The following is an 18,861-nucleotide window of genomic DNA, read 5'->3' as shown; positions in this document are numbered from 1 at the left end:
AGTGGCCAACCGGGCTGATGGACCTCTGCGTCCGTCGGCCGGTTGTGCTTTGAGTGACACTCGCCAGTCCTGGCCCGACGCATCGGTCGCGCAAGTGCTACCTAACTGCTCACCGCTCTGGCGCCCGCCTTCTGCGCGGTGATTCCGGCGCTTCTTATCCGCACATTGACAAGGGCTATGTAGACACGTCGCGACGTCGTTTTCAGGAGTTATTGAATGCCCATTCAACTTTAGGCATGGCAATTGCTCTGTGAATTTCAAGCCCGCCTCTCTTGAGCAGCAGGGCACATAAAAAGAGCCTCCGCCTGAGGCCATCACCCGCTTTGTGTGAGGAGATACCGCGATGACGTCGTTCAACTCCGGGGCCCAACCCCAGAACCGTGCGCCTCAATCCATCGGCTTTCTGCTGCTGGACAATTTCACGCTGATTTCCCTGGCCTCCGCAGTCGAACCCCTGCGCATGGCCAATCAACTGTCCGGCCGCGAGCTGTATCGCTGGACCACCCTCAGCGTCGATGGCGGTCAGGTCTGGGCCAGTGATGGCCTGCAAATCACCCCCGACGCGGCCATGCACAAAGCCCCCAGCCTCGATACCGTGATCGTCTGCGGTGGCATCGGCATCCAGCGCACCGTGACCCGTGAACATGTGTCCTGGTTGCAAAGCCAGGCCCGCCAGTCGCGCCGCCTCGGCGCGGTGTGCACCGGCAGTTGGGCCCTGGCCTGCGCCGGCCTGCTGGACGGCTTCGATTGCAGCGTGCACTGGGAATGCCTGGCGTCGATGCAGGAAGCCTTCCCCCGGGTCGCCATGAGCACCCGCCTGTTCACCCTCGACCGCAACCGCTTCACCAGCTCCGGTGGCACCGCGCCGCTGGACATGATGCTGCACCTGATCAGCCGCGATCATGGCCGTGAGTTGTCGGCAGCGATCTCGGAGATGTTCGTCTACGAACGCATCCGTAATGAACAGGATCACCAGCGCGTGCCGCTCAAGCACATGCTCGGCACCAACCAGCCCAAGCTCCAGGAAATCGTTGCGCTGATGGAGGCCAACCTCGAAGAGCCGATCGATCTGGACGAACTGGCGGTTTACGTGGCCGTCTCCCGGCGACAGTTGGAGCGGCTGTTCCAGAAGTACCTGCATTGTTCGCCGTCGCGCTACTACCTCAAGCTGCGCTTGATCCGTGCCCGGCAACTGCTCAAGCAGACGCCGATGTCGATCATCGAAGTGGCTTCGGTCTGTGGCTTCGTCTCTACGCCGCACTTCTCCAAGTGCTACCGCGAGTACTTTGGCATTCCGCCTCGTGACGAGCGCATCGGCTCCAACACCACCCAGCAGGTGGCAATGATGCCGCTGCCGCAAGCCATGGTCCTGGCGCCGCTGTCCGGCCCGCTGTCGGCCTTGAGCCAGGCGCGCAACGAGTCGACCTTCGCCAGCGTGCGTCTGTAGTCACAGACGCTTCTTGAAGTACACCACGCGTTCGGTTTCCTCGAAGCCCAGCGCGTGGTGCAGTGTCTGGCTGACCAGATTGTCCAGGCTGGTGTCAGACGCGATCTCCACGCACCCGGCCTGGCGTCCCCACTGGCTGACCTGTTCGATCAGTTGCTGGGCAACGCCCCGGCGACGGTGCTCGGGAGCCACATAGATCCCTTCGAGAAACACCACCGGCGAACTCTCGGTGCCGTTGACGTAGTCGTGGCGCAACGCCGCCTCGGCCAGGCCGATGGCTTCACCGTTCTCGGCAAAGGCCAGCCAGCAGCCATAGCGCTGGGGGGCGTTCAGCATCTGGCGGATTTCGGCCTGGTGCTCGTCGGGCGCACAGTCAGGCCACAGGCCCAGGCGCAATTGCAGCCAGCCGGGCGCGTCGGCGGATGAGCCGGGTTGTATCGCTATCATGAGTGCTTGCCTGTTTTCGCCAGAGGGACGCGCACTCTAGCAATCCGCTCAGGGCACAGGGAGACTCAGGCGCGTTTTTGCTGCAGGTACTCGGCCAGGGCCGGCAGCAACTGGCGATCGATGGCCTGGCGGACCGCGGGAAGAATGGTCGCATTGCCGGTAAGCATCTGCTCCACCATGCCCTTGAGCGCCTTGGCCCGCGCATCGCTCAAACCCCGCACCGCACACTCACAGGCCTGCTCGGCGCTGGCGCCTGCGGGCATCTCGAAACCCAGGGCCCGGAGTTGTCCCAGCAGGTCGTCCTGATCAATCAAATCCGCATGCATCATGACGCTCATCCTTATTCAGGTAACGTGGTCGTCAGTCGATTCTGGTAGGCCGTCCGGGTGACGGCAAGGGCAGATGGTCGCGATGGCCCGATTACCTATGAACAGGTCGTTTTCGGCTAACTCGATGGTCATGGCCGGTTGCAACAGCGCCTGGAAAAGGCGGTCGATCAAGTCTCGCGGCGCTTGCGTGTGATGGCCCGGGCTTGCATAAGGGTGGATATTGAGCCGTGCTGCCGCTCAAGCTCGCCAGCTGCAAGCGGTGGGGGTGGGCAGGATGGCCGTTGGGGCAAAAGAATAGGGAGCTGTAGTGGATGAAAGTGCTGTTCAACCTGGGTTTGGCCTGTTTGTTGTGGATGGTTTGCAGCGTGGCTGCGGCAGCCACCGCGTGTGGCGATTTTTTGCGGGCCATGAGCGATCCGCCGAAGTCCCTGGAGTTTTTCCAATGTGAGTCGCAGCCGCAGGATCAGGGCGCACCGCTGACCGCCAGGTATCGGGTCAAGGGTCAGGATGCCCATGAGGTAGAGCGTTATCTGCAACGGGAGTTGGGGTTGCAGGAGGGGCTTAGGTTTGTCTGCTGTGGCTGGGAAACGAAGGGGTTCATGTCCTATAGGGATAAAAGGACCGGGCGTAATTATCAGGTCGGCATGGGCTCGGAAGAGACGCCCTACAACCAGCGCCGGGATTGGCACAAGATCGGCTATTTCTACGTGACGGTGGTGTTCTATACCGAGGACATCTGAACGCTTGTAGTGGCCCTAATACCTATGAGCAGGTCGCTCTCGGCTAACTCGCGGGCAGGCAGAGTGGGCAGACTGAAACCAGCTGGCGTCGTGACGGTTTGGTCACCTTCTCACTGCAGCTCCTCAGAAGTAGTCCCTGCCTCGATCCTGTCACGGCTTGATCGGGGCTTTTTTTTGCCCGGGGAACGTTGCACCGCTGCCCGGCTCCTGTGCGGGAGCCGGGCAGCAGGTAGGGCGATCAGCGCTGTAGCACCAGGATTCTGGATAACAGCTCGTCGCGATCGATGTAGCAACCCTGGAAATGCCGGGCGCCGCTGGACGGGTCGAAGGCGTTGCGGGCATGCAGGGTACGACGGTTGTCGAAGCACCAGAGCTGGCCCGGGTCGAGGCGACGGATTACCCGGAACCGCGCCTCCCGGGTCATGGCGATAAACCGGCGGTAGGCGCGGTACAGCCGGGGCATCTGTTGCTCCGAGGTGTCGAAGGGCCCCCGCAGGAAGTTGGCCATGCGGATCTCCGCCACCCGGCCCAGGGCATCCAGGGCAATGATCGGCGCCAGGCAGCGGTAGTCGCTGTGGCGGTCCTTGTTGCGAAACTCCACGGGTGTTTCACACAAGGTCAGGAAGGCCTCGGGGTCTTCACGGCGCAAGGCATCGGCGATGGCGAAGCCGTCGACGAAGATGCTTTCACCACCCACGGCGTCATTGACCAGGCAATGCAGGAACTGCAGCCCCGGTTGCAGTTCGCGGGTAGGCAGGTCGCTGTGCAGCGGCAGGTTGAAAGCGGTGTAGGCGTTGCTGTCGGCGTCGGCCTTGGATTGCACGTTGAACAGCACGCCGAAGTTGCTCTCGCGGATAAACGAGATACGTCGGGCGATCAGCGCCAGCGAACCCGGCTCGGTGGGGGCGCCCCGGACCTGGGTCAGGCCGGTGTCGCGCAGGGCCAGCAGCCATTGCAGCAGAGCCTCGGGATCGTCCATCAGGGCCTGATAGTCGAATACCGGCAACTGCAGGGTGCTGTCCCACAACCGGCTGTGCGCCGCATGGGCGCGGCGTTCCTTGCGGGATTGCTCGTCATAGGCGTGGGCCCGCAGCCAGCCGGGATCGAAGCGGCTGTGGTGGCCGCTCGACCAGTCGAGGCACAGGCAGCCCTGGCTATCGATGTGCGCCCCGTGGCAACCGAGGTCCTCGGCGACATCGACGATTTCCAGCACCTGTTCGCGGGTCACGCTGTAGACGCATTCCGGGCAGGGGCAGTTGTCCCGCAGCCATTGATGATGAAAGGGGCTGAGGCGGCCATCGGCCCAGTGCACCTGGACCCGGTCCGGCAGGATCTGGACGCTGCTCAACGGGCTGATCAGCGGATAACGGCGATAGTCGGCAAGGGCGGCGATGTTCACGGCGATCTCCTGTTCGGGCTGGTTGTCATTTTTCCGTAGGCAGGCCAATCACCCGGCCGATGTAGGTGGGGCGCGGCAGGTCGGCCTGCTCGGCTGTCATGGCTTGCAGGCGCTGCAATAGCGGCTCGCTGAACGGCGCGGAACGGGGGCCGGCGAGGTCGACGTGGAGCAGCATCTGTTCGTTGCCGGCCAGTTCCTGGGTATCACCGACCTTGTGCAGGCTGTGATACAGGTGCAGGCGCTTGCGGTCGTGGCCGATGATCCGGGTATGGACTTCGACCTCGGTGTCGAGCTTTACCTCGTGCAGGTAGTTCAGGTGCAGTTCCAGGGTGAACAGCGAGTGGCCGCTGGCTTCGCGATTGTCGCTGTCGAGCCCCAGGCGATCCATCAGGGCATCGGTGGCATAGCTGAAGATCAGCAGATAGAAGGCATCGCGCAGATGGCCGTTGTAGTCGACCCAGTCGCTGATGATGCGGGTGCTGTAGGTGGTCAAGGCAGGCATAGGATCACCGGATGAATGTAGGAGCCGGCTTGCCGGCGAAGGCGTCCGTTGGGTGTGCGCCTGGCTTGAGGGCCTATTCGCTGGCAAGCCAGCTCCTACAGTGATTGGGGTTAGTCGTGAAAGTGCATGCCGTGCTTGGCCTTGGTGGTTTTCACCGCCTCCAGCACTGCCAGCAGGCAGTCATCACGATAGCGCTCCAGGGCCGCAATGCTGTGCGTGCCCAGTTGCTCGGCGGTGCCCTCGACCACGTCATCGATCAGTTTGTCGGTCAGCTCCGGGGCCGGCAGGTAGGTCCAGGGCAGTTGCAGCGCTGGGCCGAACTGGGCCATGAAGTGGCGCATGCCGGCGTCGCCTCCCGCCAGGGTGTAGGTGAGAAAGGTGCCCATGAACGACCAGCGCAGGCCGGCGCCAAAGCGGATCGCGTCGTCGATTTCCCCGGTGGTCGCCACCCCGTCATTGACCAGGTGCAAGGCTTCGCGCCACAGGGCTTCGAGCAGGCGGTCGGCGATGAATCCCGGGACTTCCTTGCGCACGTGCAGTGGACGCATGCCCAAGGATTCATAGACCTGGATCGCCGCCTGTATCGCCTCGGGTGCGGTGTGCTTGCCGCCCACCACTTCCACCAGTGGCAGCAGGTATACCGGGTTGAACGGGTGACCCACCACGCAGCGTTCCGGGTGGGTCGAGCCTTCGTAGAATTCGCTGGGCAGCAGGCCCGAGGTGCTGGAGCCGATCAGGGCGTTTGGCTTGGTCGCGGCGCTGATCTTGCTGTGCAGTTGCAGCTTGAGTTCCAGGCGCTCGGGAGCGCTTTCCTGGATGAAGTCGGCATCTTTCACGCATTCTTCGATGGTGGCGACAAAGCGCAGGCGCTGTTGTGAGGCGCCAGGTGCCAGGCCCTGTTGTTCCAGGGCGCCCCAGGCGTTGGCGACCCGCTTGCGCAGGGCCGCTTCAGCGCCGGGGGCCGGGTCCCAGGCCACTACGTCCAGGCCGTGGGCCAGGGCACGGGCTACCCAGCCGCTGCCGATCACGCCGCTGCCCAGAGCGGCGAAGGTTTTGATGTTGGTGATAAAAGTCATCGCGTCTTCCTGAAAAAAGAGTCGGTAGAAGCGGGCTTGCCAGCGAAGCGGTTGGCGGCCTTGCGGGCCTCTTCGCCGGCAAGCCGGCTGCTACGAGCTCGGATGTGACGGCCTCTTCGCGAGCAAGCTCGCTCCTACGGGGGGAGAGGTGGATTAGGGTCAGCCGCGTTGCTTCAGGCCCATTTTCTGGCGGCCTTCGGCCGGGGTCAGGACCCGGGCGCCGAGGCGGCTGAGGATCTCTGTGGCCCGTTCCACCAGTTGGCCGTTGGTGGCGAGCACGCCGCGATCCAGCCACAGGTTGTCCTCCAGGCCGACCCGCACGTTGCCCCCCAGCAGCACCGCTTGCGCGGCCATGGGCATCTGCATGCGCCCGATACCGAAACCGGCCCAGACCGCCTCCGCCGGCAGGTTGTCCACCATGGCCTTCATGGTGGTGGTGTCCGCGGGGGCGCCCCAGGGAATGCCCAGGCACAGTTGGAACAGCGGGTTGTCCAGCAGGCCTTCCTTGATCATCTGCTTGGCGAACCACAGGTGCCCGGTGTCGAAGATCTCCAGCTCGGCTTTCACCCCCAACTCCTGGATGCGCTTGGCACCGGCCCGTAGTTGGGCCGGGGTGGACACGTAGATGGTGTCGCCGTCACCGAAGTTGAGCGTGCCGCAGTCCAGGGTGCAGATCTCCGGCAGCAGTTCCTCGACATGGGCCAGGCGGGTCAGCGGCCCGACCAGATCGGTGTTGGGCCCGAACTCCATGGGATGCTCGCCGGCGCCGATCTCCAGGTCGCCGCCCATGCCGGCGGTGAGGTTGACGATGATGTCGACCTCGGCCTCGCGAATGCGCTCCATGACTTCGCGGTACAGCGCCACATCACGGCTGAACTTGCCGGTCGCAGGGTCCCGGACGTGGCAGTGAACCACCGTGGCGCCGGCCTTGGCGGCTTCTACCGCGGCGGCGGCAATCTGTTTTGGGGTGACCGGCACATGGGGGCTCTTGGCGGTCGTGTCGCCAGCACCGGTGAGTGCGCAGGTGATGATGACGTCGTGGTTCATGGGGCGATTCCTTACAGGCATGTTTGCTGGGGGCATGAGGTGGCCGTGCGCAGCCCTGGGCGGGCTGCGGGGCGCTGGTGGCGGTGCTTACTTGTTGGTCAGTTGCAGGTGTTCGGCGGCCGGTTTGCCATTGAAGGTGGTCACCCCGTCAAGCCAGCGCTGCTGGTCCTGAGGGTGATCCTTGAGCCACTGCCTGGCAGATTCCAGGGCGTCCTTGTGATCCAGCAGCGGTTGCATCATCCGGCTCTCGTCTTCGGCGCTGAAGGTCAGGTTGGTCAGCAGCCGGTGCACGTTCGGACACTGCTCGGCATAGGTCGGTGCGGTGACGGTCCAGACCGTGGCCTGGCCCTCGTTGGGCCCCAGGGCGTTTTCACTGCCGCTGAGGTAGGTCATCTTGATGTTGACGTTCATCGGATGCGGCGCCCAGCCGAAGAACACGATGGCTTCGTTGCGTTTCACCGCTCGGGCCACCGCCGACAACATGCCCGCCTCGCTGGACTCCACCAGCTGGAACTTGCCGAGGCCGAACTGGTTCTTGGCGATCATGTCCTTGATCTGGGTATTGGCCCCCGAGCCGGGCTCGATGCCGTAGATCTTGCCCCCCAGCTCCTTCTGGAACCTGGCGATGTCGGCGAAGGTCTTCAGGCCCTTGTCGGCCAGGTAGGAGGGGACGGCCAGGGTGGCGCGGGCGTCCTTGAGGCTGGGCTCGGCCAGGACCTTGACCTGATTGGCGTCGACGAACGGCGTGATGGTCTGGGTCATCAGCGGGTTCCAGTAGCCGAGGAACAGATCCAGGCGCTGGTCACGGATGCCGGCGAAGATGATCTGCTGCGAGGCGCTGGTCTGCTTGGTCTTGTAGCCGAGACCGTCGAGCAGGACCTGGGTCATGGCGCTGGTGGCGATCACGTCGGTCCAGTTGACCACCCCAAGGCGCACGTTCTGGCAACTGGCGGCGTCGGCGGCCATGGCCCCTGAACTCAGAAAAACGCTACCACTTAGCGCAAGCACACAATGGCTGATCAGTCGTTTCATGGTGGTTCCCTCGGCAGGTCGTTATTGTCGGTCCCGGCGTCTTTGTGCGTCGGTGATGCCAAGGTACGCAGGCGTCGCAGGCGGTAAACGCACAGCGGCGACCGACTCTTGCACTGCAGCGACCTGGCCTCTTGTGGCTGTGGGGCATTTGGCGTATCACAGGGCCCACGCTGGCCGTCACCGGAGTGCGTTGCATGTCCCTGGATTGCTACTTCCTGCTGATGCCGGGGTTCTCCGCCATCGGTTTCATTTCCGCCATCGAGCCGCTGCGGGTGGCCAATCGTTTTCGTGGCGAGCTGTATCGCTGGCAGGTGCTCAGCGCCGATGGCGGCGCGGTGCTGGCCAGCAACGGGATGTCGGTGAATGTCGATGCGGCCCTGGAGCCGCTGAAGAAGGGCGCAACCTTGTGGGTGGTGGCCGGTTTCGAGCCGTTGAAGTTCCTGAGTCCTGCTCTGGAACACTGGCTGCGGCGCCTGGATGTGGAGGGCGTGACCCTCGGCGGTATCGATACCGGCAGCGTGATTCTCGCGGAGTCCGGGTTGCTGGAAGGGCACCGGGTAACCCTGCACTGGGAAGCCATCGAGGCCTTCAAGGAGTCTTATCCACAGCTGAGCGTGACCCAGGAGCTGTTCGAGATCGATCGGCGGCGCATCACCTGTGCCGGCGGCACCGCGTCCATCGACATGATGCTCGACCTGATCGCCCAGGCCCACGGTCCGGAACTGGCGATCCAGGTCAGCGAACAATTCGTGCTCGGGCGCATCCGCCCGCGCAAGGATCACCAGCGCATGGAAGTCGCCAGCCGCTACGGCATCAGCAACAAGAAACTGGTGCAGGTGATCGGCGAGATGGAGCAGCACAGCGAGCCGCCCCTGAGCACCCTGGCCCTGGCGGAGTCGATCAAGGTGACCCGGCGCCAGCTGGAGCGGCTGTTCCGCCTGCACTTGAACGACACCCCGAGCAACTTCTATCTGGGCCTGCGCCTGGAGAAGGCCCGACAGCTGCTGCGCCAGACCGACATGAGCGTGCTGGAGGTGAGCATCGCCTGTGGGTTTGAGTCGCCGTCCTACTTCACCCGCAGTTACCGCGCGCGTTTCGTGCACTGCCCCCGTGAAGACCGACGCCTGCAAGGGAGCGGCCGGGAGTCGGTTTGACAGGGGTTTATAGTCAATTATACTCGCGACTATAAATTATAGTTCTGGCAATAATTGAGTATAAAACCATGTCGAAAAACACCGGTTTCGTGTTTCGTCGTCCTGCACTGGCGCTCAATATTGCCGATGGCCTGGTGGGCTCGGGGATTCAGGATTACAGCTCGGGGCTGTTCCTGGCGGCGCCTCGGCGCACCGGGAAAAGCACCTTTCTGCGAGAGGACCTGCTGCCCGAGTGCCAGAGCCGTGGTTGGCTGGCGGTTTATGTCGACCTTTGGGCCAATCGCGAAAAAGACCCTGCCGAGCTGATCGCCGCGGCCATTGCCGGGGCGCTGGTGCCTTTCGAGAAAGGCATTCGCAAACTGGCCAAGTCCCTTGGGGTGGAGAAGCTCAGCTTTCTGCGCACCCTGTCCTGGGACTTCAGCAAGTCCCAGTTGCCCGAAGGCGCGACCCTGACCCAGGCCCTGGAATTGCTCCACAGCGCCGCGGGCAAGACGGTGGTCCTGGTGATCGACGAGGCCCAGCATGCCTTGAGCTCGGAGGCCGGGTTGAATGCTATGTTCGCTCTCAAGGCGGCCCGGGATCAGCTCAATCAGGGACGGGACATGGACACCAGTGGCCTGCGCCTGGTGTTCACCGGGTCCAATCGCGACAAGCTGGCCCATCTGGTGCTCAACCGTAACCAGCCATTCTTCGGTTCGAGCATCACCCCGTTCCCGCTGTTGGGACGGGATTTCACCAAGGCCTACACCGCCCATCTGAACGCTCATCTGGCGCCCACCAATCAGTTCAATGCCGATGATCTGGACCAGGCCTTCGAATGGGTTGGCCGGCGTCCGGAAATGCTTCGCAGCATCATTGGCCAGGTGGCCCTGGAACTGGGGGAGGCGAGCCAGCTCAACGAGTTGTTGCGCAGCAGTGCCGAGGTTCTGCGAGCCGGGGTCTGGAGCGAATTCGAAAGCGCCTGGAACGGTCTGACCCTGTCCCAGCGGGCGGTGCTGGAAGTGATGGTGGAGCGTTCGCGCAACAACCTGCCGTTCGCGCCCTTTACCGACGACACCCTGGCGGCGGTGGCCAAGGCGTTGCAGGCCATGGGCAGCGATACGCAACCGGGCACCCAGACGGTGCAAGCCTGTATCGATGCCCTGCGGGAAAAGGAGCTGGTGTGGAAGTCCAGCCGGGGCGCCTATGCCCTGGAAGACAATTCATTCGCCGACTGGCTGCAGCATTATCGGCGCAGCGTATAGCGGCCTCTGCGCCGGCAAGCCGGCGGCTACCGGTTATTTTTTCAGCAAGGCGGCGCAGGCGCTTTTGTAGGCCTCGTGCTGGTATTTGTTGAGGCTCGCCGGCAGGCTGAAGTCGTGCTTCTTGTACTGGGCGTTGATGGTCTGTGGCGACAGCAGGGTCACTTCGCAGTGTTCCAGCAGCTGCAGCACGCCTTCGATCTTGAAGGTAGTAGGGCCGCCGGCGAATTCGCCTTTCTTGCTGCGTTTCTTGATGGCGATGCGGGTAATCCCGTGCTCACGGACAAAGGCGCCGATCTGGGCGGCGAAGGCCCGGACGTTGCCCGCTTCATCGTCGTCTTCCAGAGCGATTTTCTTGATGGCCAGCGCCTGGTGTTGCGGTGCGCCGTCTTGCAGGGAGGCGAGGGCGAAGATGGCTTCGCTGCCCTTGATCTCGATACCGCAGATGCTCATGAGTAACCCTTTCAATCGTTGAGTGGGGCGCAGCTTACAGCTCCAGCTGGTCGGCGCGTATAGCGAAGACGGCGGCAATTTTTTCCGGGTGCTCTTGCGGGGTCGGGCCAAGCTCGGAACCTTGTCCCTTTGTTGCCCGTGCCGCCGTTACCAGGTCGTGGACTGCCCGCGCCGGTCCACTTCGTACACCTTGTGTCGTAACAGGCGTTCCTTGAGCCAGCGTTCGGCCTTGCCCATCACTCGTTGTCGGGCCCAGAGCAGGTCCACGCCCACCAGCCAGTCGGTGTGGGGATAGGCGCCCAGTTGCAGTTCCACCAGTTCGCCCTGGGCCAGTTCACGCTGGATCAGTTGCCGGGGCAGGGTGGCCCAGCCCAGGCCGGAGCGGACCATCTCCAGCAGCGCCAGGTAGTTTTCCGCTTGCCACAATTGGCTGCAGCGCAGGTACTCGCTGCTGGGCAGCTTGTCGGCATGGGCGCTGAAGGCCAGGCGCCGGTGCCCATGCAGGTCGTCGAAGGTCACGTTGTCCAGACGGGCCAGGGGATGATCCGGGTGGCAGACGTGCAACATGATCAGCTTGCCCATCTGCTGGAACTCCAGCTCCTGGGGATAACCCGGTTGCGAAAAGGCGATCCCCAGCACCGCATCGCCACGGGCCACCAGCTCGCTGGCATCTCCGGACAGCGGGTGACGGATCAGCAGGTCGACATAGGGGAAGGCCTGCTCGAACTCGCGCAAGGCCGGCATCAACGGGCCGTACGGGGTTTCGATCACGATGGACAACTGCGGCTCCAGCGCCTGCGACAGACCCTCGGCATTGGCCTGCAGGGTCAGGCAGCGCTCCAGTACCGCCTCAGCCTGCAGCAGCATTTTCTGTCCTCTGGCGGTCAGCACCGGGCTGCGGCTGCTGCGGTCGAACAACTCCACCCCCAGATCGGCCTCCAGGTTGGCAATGGCCACGCTGACCGTGGACTGGGTCTTGCCCAGCTTGCGTGCAGCGGCCGAGAACGAGCCGGTTTGTGCGGCCTGAACGAACATCTGCAGTTGTTCCAGTGAAAAGCGCATCGCGTCTCCCGACCCCAGGACAGGGTTGTCCAATCCATCGTTAAAAACGATGGCTGCTCATTTGTTTCATCGTATTCAAGCACAGATCATGGGCGCCGACGTTCGTACATCCTGCCGGGGCATTGCTCCCGGATGCCTGCCAGAACAACAACAAGAGCTGCACTTTCAGGAGATCTGCGACATGAACATTCCCCGGGTTCACCCAGTGGACGAGGTCCTGCCCGTCCGCCAGTTGTTCACCTTCGGCTTGCAGCATGTGCTGGTGATGTATGCCGGTGCGGTGGCGGTGCCATTGATTCTAGGCAATGCCCTGGGCCTGACTGCGGCCCAGGTGGTGTTACTGATCAATACCAACCTGCTGACGTCCGGCATTGCCACCCTGATCCAGACCCTGGGTTTCTGGCGGTTCGGCGCACGCTTGCCGTTGATCCAGGGCTGCTCCTTCATCGCCCTGGCGCCGATGATCATGATCGGCAAGCAGTTCGGCCTGGCCGAGGTGTTCGGCGCGGTGATCGCTGCCGGGTTTCTCACCATCGCCATGGCTCCACTGTTCAGCCGTCTGCTGCGGTTCTTTCCCCCGGTGGTGATCGGCAGTCTGATTACCATCATCGGCATTTCCCTGATGCCGGCGGCGGCCGTCTGGCTGGGGGGCGGCAACCCCGCCGCCGAGGATTTCGGCGCACCGGCCAACCTGTTGCTGGGGCTGGCCACGGTGGCGGTGACCCTGGTGATCTACGGCAAGTTCTCGGGCTTTATCGGCAACCTCAGTGTGCTGATCGGGCTGCTGGTGGGCAGCCTGATCGCTGCGGCCTTCGGCATGACGCACTTTGCCCAGGTGGGTGAAGCGGCCTGGTTCGAGCTGAGCCCGCCCATGGCCTTCGGAGCTCCGCAATTCTCCCTGATGCCGATCCTGATCATGACCCTGGCGATGCTGGTGATCATGGCCGAGACCACCGGCAACTGCCTGGCCATTGGCAAGCTCACCGGCAAGCCCATGACCCAGCGCACCCTGGGTAACGCCTTTCGCGCCGACGGTCTGTCCACCATGCTCGGCGGCCTGTTCAACAGCTTCCCTTACAACGCCTTTACCCAGAACACGGGACTGATCGCGCTTTCCAAGATCAAGAGCCGCTTCGTGGTGGCGGCAGCCGGCGCAATCATGGTGCTCATGGGGCTGTTTCCCAAGCTCGGGGCGCTGGTGGCTGCGGTGCCGACCCCGGTACTGGGCGGCTGCGCCATCGTCATGTTCGGCATGACCACCGTGGCCGGCATCCAGGAGCTGTCACGGGTGAAGTTCGAGGGGACGCGCAACGGCATCATCGTTGCGGTGTCGGTCAGTGTCGGCGTGCTGCCGATGTCCTTTCCAGCGTTGTTCGCCCATGCCCACGGCCCTCTCAAGCTGCTGCTGGAAAGCGGCATCTTCCTCGGCGCCATCACCGCCATCGTGCTCAACCTGTTGCTCAATCCCCGCACGTCTGCCGCCGAAGAACTGGCAGCTCATGCCGGGCTTGGCGATTGAAGACGGCTATCAGCCCCGTCTTTTTCGGCGGGTTCCTGTCCATGAAAAGGAGGTCAAGATGACCCAGATTCTCTCCCCTATCCCTGCCGGTGTCAGCGAACTGGACCTGCAACTGCTGCGTCAGAGCATTGCGCTGGCCGAAGAGGCCAAGGCCCGTGGCCGCCACCCGTTCGCCGCCCTGGTGGCGGACCGCAACGGCAAGATCGTTGCCAGTGCCGGCAACAACTCCATGCCCCCCGAAGGCGACCCGACCCAGCACGCCGAACTCGCCGCTGCCGCCAAGGCCGCCAGGCTCCTGGGCCCCGAGGAGCTGGCCCAGTGCACCCTGTACACCAGCGCCGAACCTTGCTGCATGTGCGCCGGGGCCATTTACTGGACCGGCATTGGCCGGGTGGTCTACGCCTTGTCCGAGCATGCCTTGCTGGCACTGACCGGCGATCACCCGGAAAACCCGACCTTCTCCCTGCCATGCCGTGAAGTCTTTGCCCGGGGGCAGCGGCAGATCCCGGTGTTGGGGCCGATGCTGGAAAACGAAGCGGCCCAGGCCCATGTGGGGTTCTGGAAATGAATGGCGGAGTGTCCATCCACGTGGTGGATGTCGCCAGCGGCAAGGTGGCCGCGGGCATGCAGGTTCGGGTGCGCCGCCTGGGCGAGGAGTGGCTCTGTGAAGGACAGATTGCCGACAACGGCCTGTTGGCCCCGTTGAGCGAGCTGGCGGCCCGCTTCGACCGGGGCGTCTACGAGGTGGAGCTGGACGTGGCGGCGTTCTATCGAGCCCAGGGCCAGGTCTCGGGGCAAGTGCCGTTTCTCGATGTGCTGGTGTATCGCTTCGGCCTGGATGACCCGCGCCAGCACTACCACCTGCCGTTCAAGCTGACGGCCTGGGGCGTCTCGTGCTTTCGCGGCGGCGCCTGACTCCGTGACCTGCGTAGGAGCGAGCTTGCTCGCGAAGCTTTTCCCGCCGCGACATGGGGCGGGGTCGGGCATGCTTCGCGGGCAAGCCCGCTCCTACAGGGGGCGGATCATTCCTGGGCGATGGACTCGATGAACTCCGAGCGCTCGTCGCTCATCCGCGCCAGGCAATCATTGGTGGCGATGGTGTAGGCCTTGGTTCCGGACTTGGCCGGGAAGGACTCCACCGCACAGTCGGCATCGCGCTGCTTCTGCCACAACTGCTGGGCGTTCTTGACCTTGGCGCTGATGTCGCTCAGTTGCGCCTTGTCGTTGCCGTACAAGGTACCGAGGCGTTCCAGCAGGCTCTGCACGTTGTCAGCCAGCAACTGCTCGGCGGTGGTCCGGTTGTAGGTGGCGCATTCCAGGGTCTGCACGTCGTTTTCCACGCCGTCGCAGGGAGAACTGTCGGTTTCTTCGGCCGCCTGCACGCCAGTCGCCATCAGAACCAAGGCCAGGAAGATCGGTTTCATTGCAGCGCTGCCTCTAATCCAGTGAAGCTTTCGTTGGAACGGCGAATTCTGGCGCAAGCCCCAGGCAAAGAACAGAGGGCGCCACGCCCCCACATCCGGCCCTTTGTCGGGTCTTGACGCTTTCGGCAATTCCCCTGTCGTTTTTGCACCGGGGCGCCCTGGTCCTCAAGCATATGCTGACCCCAAAGCGCCGGCAGACGATTCGGCGCATGAATCGCCAATAAGGGGACAGCCTGATGAGCCCAGCCGAATTACACGCCGACAGCATCGTTATCGACGGGCTGATCATTGCCAAGTGGAACCGCGAGCTGTTCGAAGACATGCGCAAGGGCGGCCTGACCGCAGCCAACTGCACCGTGTCGGTCTGGGAAGGGTTTCAGGCCACGGTCAACAACATTGCCTCCAGCCAGAAACTGATCCGCGAAAACAGCGACCTGGTAATGCCGGTGCGCACCACTGCGGATATCCGCAAGGCCAAGGAGGTGGGCAAGACCGGTATCCTCTTCGGCTTCCAGAATGCCCACGCTTTCGAAGACCAGATCGGCTACGTCGAGGTGTTCAAGCAGCTGGGCGTGGGCATCGTGCAGATGTGCTACAACACCCAGAATCTGGTGGGCACCGGCTGCTACGAGCGTGATGGCGGGCTCTCCGGGTTCGGCCGCGAGATCGTCGCCGAGATGAACCGCGTCGGGGTCATGTGCGACCTGTCCCACGTCGGTTCCAAGACCAGCGAGGAAGTGATCCTCGAATCCAAGAAGCCCGTCTGCTACTCCCACTGCCTGCCGTCGGGGCTCAAGGAGCACCCGCGCAACAAGTCCGATGCAGAACTGAAGTTCATCGCCGACCATGGCGGCTTCGTTGGCGTGACCATGTTCGCGCCGTTCCTGGCCAAGGGCATCGACTCCACCATCGACGACTACGCCGAAGCCATCGAATACACCATGAACATCGTCGGTGAGGACTCCATCGGCATCGGCACCGACTTCACCCAGGGCCATGGCCAGGACTTCTTCGAGTACCTGACCCACGACAAGGGCTACGCCCGCCGGCTGACCAACTTCGGCAAGATCATCAACCCCCTGGGCATCCGCACCGTGGGCGAGTTCCCCAACCTCACCGAGACCCTGCTCAAACGCGGCCACAGCGAGCGCGTGGTGCGCAAGATCATGGGCGAGAACTGGGTCAACGTCCTCAAGGACGTCTGGGGCGAGTAAACCTCTCCAGCCCCCTTATCCGATTTCCCCCTGCCGTTCGCGCAGGGGCATTCACTGAATTTCTGGAGTCACGTTTCCATGGCCAAGATCGCCCCGCAATTGCCTATCGAAGTCGACAGCGAAACCGGTGTCTGGACCTCCGACGCCCTGCCGATGCTCTACGTGCCACGGCATTTCTTCGTCAACAACCACATGGGCATCGAGGAAGTCCTGGGCAGCGATGCCTACGCCGAGATTCTCTACAAGGCCGGCTACAAGTCCGCCTGGCACTGGTGCGAAAAAGAAGCCGAATGCCACGGCCTGGAAGGCGTCGCGGTGTTCGAGCACTACATGAAGCGTCTGTCCCAGCGCGGCTGGGGCCTGTTCAAGATCCAGGACATCGACCTGGATCAAGGCACCGCCAGCGTCAAGCTCGAGCACTCGGCGTTCGTCTACGTGTACGGCAAGGTCGGGCGCAAGGTGGACTACATGTTCACCGGCTGGTTCGCCGGTGCCATGGACCAGATCCTGGAAGCCCGTGGCAGCAAGATCCGCACCGTGGCAGAGCAGGTTTACGGTGGTTCCGAAGAAGGCCACGACGATGGCCTGTTCGTCGTCAAACCGTTGTAAGCGGAGTTAAGAAAAATGGCTTTCGAAGCGATGTTCCAGCCGATCCAGATCGGCAAACTGACCATCCGCAACCGTGTGCTGAGCACCGCGCACGCTGAGGTCTACGCGACTGACGGCGGCATGACGACCGAACGGTATGTGAAGTACTACGAAGAAAAGGCCAAGGGCGGCATCGGCCTGGCCATCTGCGGTGGTTCCTCGGTGGTGGCCATCGACAGCCCCCAGGAATGGTGGAGCTCGGTGAACCTGTCCACCGACCGCATCATTCCGCACTTCCAGAACCTCGCCGACGCCATGCACAAGCATGGCGCCAAGATCATGATCCAGATTACCCACATGGGCCGGCGCTCCCGTTGGGACGGCTTCAACTGGCCGACCCTGATGTCGCCGTCCGGCGTACGTGAGCCGGTGCACCGCGCCACTTGCAAGACCATCGAACCGGAAGAGATCTGGCGGGTGATCGGCAACTACGCCCAGGCTGCGCGCCGGGCCAAGGCCGGCGGTCTGGATGGCGTCGAACTGTCGGCGGTGCACCAGCACATGATCGACCAGTTCTGGAGCCCACGGGTCAACAAGCGCACCGACGAATGGGGTGGCACCTTCGAGAAGCGCATGCGCTTTGGTTTGGAAGTGCTCAAGGCCGTGCGCGCCGAAGTCGGTGATGATTTCTGCGTCGGCATGCGCATCTGTGGCGACGAATTCCACCCGGACGGCCTGTCCCACGAGGACATGAAACAGATCGCCAAGTACTACGACGACACCGGCATGCTGGATTTTCTCGGTGTGGTCGGCTCGGGCTGCGACACCCACAACACCCTGGCCAACGTGATCCCCAACATGAGCTTCCCGCCGGAGCCGTTCCTGCACCTGGCGGCGGGCATCAAGGAAGTGGTCAAGGTCCCGGTGCTGCACGCACAGAACATCAAGGACCCCAACCAGGCCACGCGGATTCTCGAAGGCGGTTACGTCGACATGGTGGGCATGACCCGCGCCCACATGGCCGACCCGCACCTGATCGCCAAGATCAAGATGGGCCAGATCGACCAGATCAAGCAGTGCGTCGGCGCCAACTACTGCATCGACCGCCAGTACCAGGGCCTGGACGTGCTGTGCATCCAGAACGCCGCCACGTCCCGTGAATACATGGGCGTGCCGCATATCATCGAGAAGACCACCGGCATCAAGCGCAAGGTGGTAGTGGTGGGTGCCGGTCCTGCCGGTATGGAAGCCGCCCGTGTCGCCGCCGAACGTGGCCACGACGTGACCCTGTTCGAGAAGAAAGAGGCCATTGGCGGGCAGATCACCACCGCCTCCAAAGCCCCGCAACGGGACCAGATTGCCGGCATCACTCGCTGGTACCAACTGGAGCTGGCGCGGCTGAAAGTCGACCTGCGCCTGGGCACCGCCGCGGACACCGCGACCATCCTCGACCTGCGCCCCGACGTGGTGGTGCTGGCGGTGGGCGGCCATCCGTTCATCGAGCAGAACGAGCACTGGGGCGCCGACCAAGGGTTGGTGGTCAGCAGCTGGGACATCCTCGACGGCAAGGTGGCGCCGGGCAAGAACGTGCTGGTCTACGACACCATCTGTGAGTTCACCGGCATGTCGGTCACCGACTTCATCGCCGACAAGGGCTCGCAAGTGGAGATCGTCACCGACGACATCAAGCCGGGTATCGCCGTGGGCGGCACCTCGTTCCCCACCTACTACCGCAGCCTGTATCCGAAGGAAGTGATCATGACCGGGGACCTGACCCTGGAGAAGGTCTACCGCGAGGGCGACAAGCTGGTGGCGGTGCTGGAGAACGAATACACCGGCGCCCGCGAAGAGCGAGTGGTGGACCAGGTGGTGGTGGAGAACGGCGTGCGTCCTGACGAAGAACTCTACTACGGGCTCAAGGAAGGATCGCGCAACAAGGGCCAGATGGACGTCGAGGCGCTGTTCGCGATCAAGCCGCAGCCGTGCCTGAGCGAGACCGGGGAGGGCTACCTGTTGTTCCGCATCGGCGACTGCGTATCCCAGCGCAATACCCATGCCGCGATCTACGACGCACTGCGCCTGTGCAAGGATTTCTAAGCCAATTCCTGTAGGAGCCGGCTTGCCGGCGATCGGCACTGGCGAGATACCGCGAGCTGCCTGATCGCTGGCAAGCCAGCTCCTACAAGG

20 protein-coding genes are annotated in these 18,861 nt (G+C 63.2%); 10 read left to right on the top strand and 10 right to left on the bottom strand.

Going from position 1 to position 18,861, the window contains the following annotated elements:
- Window positions 1-343: 343 nt before the first annotated feature.
- Entirely contained in the window at window positions 344-1,447 is a 1,104-nt protein-coding gene (locus P7C00_RS29935) for a GlxA family transcriptional regulator (protein ID WP_011063935.1), read from the top strand.
- Here the strand turns inward: P7C00_RS29935 and aac(6') are convergent, their stop codons facing one another.
- Window positions 1,448-1,894, bottom strand: coding sequence for an aminoglycoside 6'-N-acetyltransferase (aac(6'), locus tag P7C00_RS29930; protein ID WP_346633182.1), 447 nt, complete (start codon window positions 1,892-1,894; stop codon window positions 1,448-1,450).
- A gap of 65 nt (window positions 1,895-1,959) precedes the next feature.
- The gene (locus P7C00_RS29925) at window positions 1,960-2,223 is read right to left on the bottom strand and encodes a hypothetical protein (RefSeq protein ID WP_025131152.1); all 264 of its coding nucleotides are present in this window, start codon (window positions 2,221-2,223) and stop codon (window positions 1,960-1,962) included.
- Between the two features lie 311 nt (window positions 2,224-2,534).
- On the opposite strand from P7C00_RS29925, the gene P7C00_RS29920 reads away from it, so the two are divergent.
- Window positions 2,535-2,963 carry a DUF4952 domain-containing protein gene (locus P7C00_RS29920; RefSeq protein ID WP_346633181.1) on the top strand — a complete coding sequence of 143 codons (429 nt, stop codon included), beginning with the start codon at window positions 2,535-2,537 and terminating at the stop codon, window positions 2,961-2,963.
- A gap of 238 nt (window positions 2,964-3,201) precedes the next feature.
- On the opposite strand, the gene P7C00_RS29915 is transcribed toward P7C00_RS29920, so the two are convergent.
- The 5 genes from P7C00_RS29915 to P7C00_RS29895 all read right to left on the bottom strand — a co-directional run bounded on the left by P7C00_RS29915 (window position 3,202) and on the right by P7C00_RS29895 (window position 8,019).
- Window positions 3,202-4,362 carry a gamma-butyrobetaine dioxygenase gene (locus P7C00_RS29915; protein ID WP_404937828.1) on the bottom strand — a complete coding sequence of 387 codons (1,161 nt, stop codon included), beginning with the start codon at window positions 4,360-4,362 and terminating at the stop codon, window positions 3,202-3,204.
- 25 nt (window positions 4,363-4,387) lie between these two features.
- The gene (locus P7C00_RS29910) at window positions 4,388-4,864 is read right to left on the bottom strand and encodes a thioesterase family protein (RefSeq protein WP_404937827.1); all 477 of its coding nucleotides are present in this window, start codon (window positions 4,862-4,864) and stop codon (window positions 4,388-4,390) included.
- A gap of 110 nt (window positions 4,865-4,974) precedes the next feature.
- Window positions 4,975-5,940: an L-carnitine dehydrogenase gene (locus P7C00_RS29905; RefSeq protein ID WP_404937826.1), complete on the bottom strand. Its 966-nt coding sequence runs from the start codon at window positions 5,938-5,940 to the stop codon at window positions 4,975-4,977.
- Window positions 5,941-6,099: 159 nt separating this feature from the next.
- A complete protein-coding gene (locus P7C00_RS29900) occupies window positions 6,100-6,987 on the bottom strand; it encodes a 3-keto-5-aminohexanoate cleavage protein (protein ID WP_346633177.1) in 888 nt (295 codons plus the stop codon).
- Window positions 6,988-7,074: 87 nt separating this feature from the next.
- The gene (locus P7C00_RS29895; RefSeq protein ID WP_346633176.1) at window positions 7,075-8,019 is read right to left on the bottom strand and encodes a choline ABC transporter substrate-binding protein; all 945 of its coding nucleotides are present in this window, start codon (window positions 8,017-8,019) and stop codon (window positions 7,075-7,077) included.
- A gap of 194 nt (window positions 8,020-8,213) precedes the next feature.
- Here P7C00_RS29895 and P7C00_RS29890 point away from each other — a divergent pair, with 194 nt between their 5' ends.
- On the top strand, window positions 8,214-9,173 hold the full coding sequence (locus P7C00_RS29890) for a GlxA family transcriptional regulator (RefSeq protein WP_404937825.1): 960 nt from the start codon (window positions 8,214-8,216) through the stop codon (window positions 9,171-9,173).
- 68 nt (window positions 9,174-9,241) lie between these two features.
- On the top strand, window positions 9,242-10,417 hold the full coding sequence (locus P7C00_RS29885; RefSeq protein ID WP_346633174.1) for an AAA family ATPase: 1,176 nt from the start codon (window positions 9,242-9,244) through the stop codon (window positions 10,415-10,417).
- A 33-nt stretch (window positions 10,418-10,450) separates the two neighbouring features.
- Here P7C00_RS29885 and P7C00_RS29880 read toward each other — a convergent pair whose 3' ends face one another.
- Together P7C00_RS29880 and P7C00_RS29875 are read right to left on the bottom strand one after the other, a co-directional pair.
- On the bottom strand, window positions 10,451-10,867 hold the full coding sequence (locus P7C00_RS29880) for a DUF3010 family protein (RefSeq protein ID WP_404937824.1): 417 nt from the start codon (window positions 10,865-10,867) through the stop codon (window positions 10,451-10,453).
- 147 nt (window positions 10,868-11,014) lie between these two features.
- Window positions 11,015-11,929 carry a LysR family transcriptional regulator gene (locus P7C00_RS29875; RefSeq protein ID WP_404937823.1) on the bottom strand — a complete coding sequence of 305 codons (915 nt, stop codon included), beginning with the start codon at window positions 11,927-11,929 and terminating at the stop codon, window positions 11,015-11,017.
- A 181-nt stretch (window positions 11,930-12,110) separates the two neighbouring features.
- Between P7C00_RS29875 and P7C00_RS29870 the strand changes: the two genes are divergently transcribed.
- From P7C00_RS29870 to P7C00_RS29860, 3 genes are read left to right on the top strand one after another with little or no spacing between them, the layout of a single operon-like run.
- A complete protein-coding gene (locus tag P7C00_RS29870) occupies window positions 12,111-13,448 on the top strand; it encodes a nucleobase:cation symporter-2 family protein (RefSeq protein WP_404937822.1) in 1,338 nt (445 codons plus the stop codon).
- A 58-nt stretch (window positions 13,449-13,506) separates the two neighbouring features.
- A complete protein-coding gene (locus tag P7C00_RS29865) occupies window positions 13,507-14,016 on the top strand; it encodes a nucleoside deaminase (RefSeq protein WP_346633170.1) in 510 nt (169 codons plus the stop codon).
- Window positions 14,017-14,024: 8 nt separating this feature from the next.
- Window positions 14,025-14,363, top strand: coding sequence for a hydroxyisourate hydrolase (locus P7C00_RS29860; RefSeq protein ID WP_346633169.1), 339 nt, complete (start codon window positions 14,025-14,027; stop codon window positions 14,361-14,363).
- Between the two features lie 107 nt (window positions 14,364-14,470).
- Here the strand turns inward: P7C00_RS29860 and P7C00_RS29855 are convergent, their stop codons facing one another.
- Window positions 14,471-14,872 (bottom strand): lysozyme inhibitor LprI family protein, encoded by a 402-nt coding sequence (locus tag P7C00_RS29855; protein WP_346633168.1) that lies wholly within the window; start codon window positions 14,870-14,872, stop codon window positions 14,471-14,473.
- 236 nt (window positions 14,873-15,108) lie between these two features.
- Between P7C00_RS29855 and P7C00_RS29850 the strand changes: the two genes are divergently transcribed.
- From P7C00_RS29850 to dgcA, 3 genes are all read left to right on the top strand, one after another.
- Window positions 15,109-16,086, top strand: a complete 978-nt coding sequence (locus P7C00_RS29850; RefSeq protein ID WP_123726579.1) for a dipeptidase — start codon at window positions 15,109-15,111, stop codon at window positions 16,084-16,086.
- A gap of 78 nt (window positions 16,087-16,164) precedes the next feature.
- Window positions 16,165-16,695, top strand: coding sequence for a DUF5943 domain-containing protein (locus tag P7C00_RS29845; RefSeq protein ID WP_346633167.1), 531 nt, complete (start codon window positions 16,165-16,167; stop codon window positions 16,693-16,695).
- A gap of 15 nt (window positions 16,696-16,710) precedes the next feature.
- Entirely contained in the window at window positions 16,711-18,771 is a 2,061-nt protein-coding gene (gene dgcA, locus P7C00_RS29840) for a dimethylglycine demethylation protein DgcA (protein ID WP_346633166.1), read from the top strand.
- Window positions 18,772-18,861 lie beyond the last annotated feature (90 nt).

Origin of the sequence: Pseudomonas sp. JDS08PS003 (genome assembly GCF_045013505.1) — a bacterium.
In the GTDB taxonomy this organism is placed as follows: domain Bacteria; phylum Pseudomonadota; class Gammaproteobacteria; order Pseudomonadales; family Pseudomonadaceae; genus Aquipseudomonas; species Aquipseudomonas protegens_B.
Note: the sequence above shows the minus strand (reverse complement) of the source record. Positions and strands in the feature narration are given on the sequence as shown.